The organism is Methanocalculus chunghsingensis (assembly GCF_018132105.1).
Classification (GTDB): Archaea; Halobacteriota; Methanomicrobia; order Methanomicrobiales; family Methanocorpusculaceae; genus Methanocalculus; species Methanocalculus chunghsingensis.
Genome location: NZ_JWHL01000033.1, coordinates 1 through 2413, shown reverse-complemented (window position 1 = coordinate 2413; position 2413 = coordinate 1). Strand labels below are relative to the sequence as shown.

General features: G+C 48.5%; 2 protein-coding genes and 1 pseudogene. 1 reads left to right on the top strand and 2 read right to left on the bottom strand.

What is annotated here, in order from left to right; genetic code table 11:
- Positions 1–83: 83 nt before the first annotated feature.
- Both istB and istA read right to left on the bottom strand, forming a co-directional pair.
- The gene (gene istB / locus RJ53_RS11440; protein WP_211531763.1) at positions 84–848 is read right to left on the bottom strand and encodes an IS21-like element helper ATPase IstB; all 765 of its coding nucleotides are present in this window, start codon (positions 846–848) and stop codon (positions 84–86) included.
- Positions 845–2107 (bottom strand): IS21 family transposase, encoded by a 1263-nt coding sequence (gene istA, locus RJ53_RS11435; RefSeq protein ID WP_211531764.1) that lies wholly within the window; start codon positions 2105–2107, stop codon positions 845–847. The genes istB and istA overlap by 4 nt, the downstream gene beginning before the upstream one ends.
- 85 nt (positions 2108–2192) lie before the next feature.
- Here istA and RJ53_RS11430 point away from each other — a divergent pair.
- Positions 2193–2413: pseudogene (locus RJ53_RS11430) on the top strand (hypothetical protein); the annotation flags it as partial.

The following is a 2413-nucleotide window of genomic DNA, read 5'->3' as shown; positions in this document are numbered from 1 at the left end:
TAAATGGCGGGATCAAAGTGCACAATTATGGCGGAATAAAAATGCTCATTTCAACAACATAAAACCTCTGTTATACAACCCTTTCAGACATGGGGAATCAGACCCTGTCGCCGCCGCTCTTTCAGTCGGTAACTATCACCCTTGATATTCAATGTCGTGCAGTGATGGAGGATTCGATCCAGTACTGCCGCAGCAATCACATGATCCCCGAATATCTCGCCCCATTCACCGAATGACTTGTTCGAGGTAAAGATCGTCGAAGACTTCTCATACCGCCTTGATATCAACTGGAAGAAACAATGGGCACCTTCACTCGTGAATGGAAGATACCCCATCTCATCGATAATGAGAAGATGGAACTTCGTAAGCGCCTTGATCTTCTCTTCCAGTTTATTCTCCCGATTCGCTTTCATCAGCCGTTCAATGAGCTGTGATGCATTCGCATAATACACGCGGAAACCCTGTTTTACCGCTTCATAACCCAATGCTACAGCAAGATGCGTTTTTCCAACACCGGGGGGTCCGAGGAAGACGACATTCTCCGCATTATGGATGAATCGGAGAGATGCAAGATCCTTGATGATCAACGGATCAAGAGAGGGTTGAAACGCCACATCAAAATCGTCAAGCCGCTTCTCAACCGGGAAACTTGCCATCCTCATCCTGATCGAGAGGGCGTGATCCTGTTTGCTTTTCACCTCCTGCTCAAGGAGATAATCAAGGAGCTCCAGCGTGGATTTCCCCTCTTTTGCCGCATGTTCAAGGCTGTTGTCAAGCATCGCCTTGATCGTTGTCAGTTTGAGAGTCTCCAGGTTGTGATGGACACGTTCATACACAAGACCGCTCATGGCCCCACCTCGCCTGCAAACACATCATACGTCGATAGTGGTCGCTCTTCGACATCAGGATATACAATCTCGAAGAACGGTTGTGAATCCCGGGCATCCTGTGCAAATTGTGTCTTTCTGGAGTTATTCGCCCTCGCCTCTTTCTGCAGGCCGGTGAAATGTTCTTTGACTCTCACCTTCTTTGTGGAAGTGGGAGCCACCTGGTGAGTGCAGATCACCTCAGATCCAATTTTGACGGTTATTGTTGTACCTTCAAGCTCGAGAAGTGCTGTCTGACCCGCATACTGGTATGGGACGGAGTAGAGGGTTCCGTTATACGAGACGTAGGCATCTCGTAGGATCTTCCGTTTTTCCTCACGGCGAATGATATACGGCTTGATCAGACCCAGAGGGGTAAGAGTCTCTTCTTTCAATCGATCATAGGGAATCTCATGGGTGGAGCCATGGATCTCACTATTCACCCGGTTACACCAGTGGAGGAGCTTCTGGTCCATGTCTGCGAATGAGGTGAACCTGTTGCCAAGGAGAAAGTCTTTCTTCATGAACTTGATGGAATTCTCGACTTTTCCTTTGGTCTGAGGGTTATAGGGCTTACAGACACGGGGGATGAATCCATGATGGGTGAAGAAATCCTCAAATTTTGCGTTCCAGGTATGATCCCTGGCCCGGATGGCCCGTTTGATGATGACTGTCTTGATGTTGTCGTAAAGGATTTCTTCAGGAATCCCTCCGAAATAATCGAATGCGTTCTTATGGCACTGGATCAGTGTGTACACATCCGTTGAAAGAGTAAACTCCATGTAGCGCATTCGTGAGTACCCGAGGACGGCACTGAAGGCGTGGATCTTTCTCTTTCTGCCATCTATCTCCTGGCTCCCGCATTCACCCCAGTCCACCTGCATTTGTTTGCCTGGCGGTGTTTCGAAACGGAGAACGGCCGGCGGTGTATACTGAGGACGGATGGTTCTGATGTAGTCTTTGAGGATGGTGTAGCCGCCAGTATATCCCCTCTCTCGAATCTCACGATAGATCCTCCTTGCCGTGAGGGGATATGCGGTGATTCGCTCTGTGATATAGTCTTTAAAAGGATCAAGCTTACTGGGTTTTCCAGTTCGCCTTTGTTTCTTTGGCAATTCATCAGCTGCAAGATATTTTCGCACGGTTCGACGATTGAAACCGGTCATGCGTGATATCTCGCTGTCGTTGTATCCCTTGTTGTGGAGATCTCGGATCATGAAAAATCCCTCTTCTGCGATCACCATTGCTACTCCCTCTCTGGTGGTACAGAGAGGTTAGCAGGTGAGCACTTTTAGACCGCCACTTTTGTGCATTTCTACACCGCCATTGCCACTCCTTCCTCGTACAGTCCATGAATATGGCAATGCTGCATTTCTTGCTGAAGAGGCAGCTGAACTTGTTCCCCATCTCCAAGAGGCATTCCCCGGATCCTGGCAGGAGATTGTTGCCCTGATGTTTGCCAGAATCACTGGATACACACCTTTGTATCAGGTTAAGGATCGATGGGAAAAACTCGACAATATTCTTGGAATAGCGCCAAACTGTGA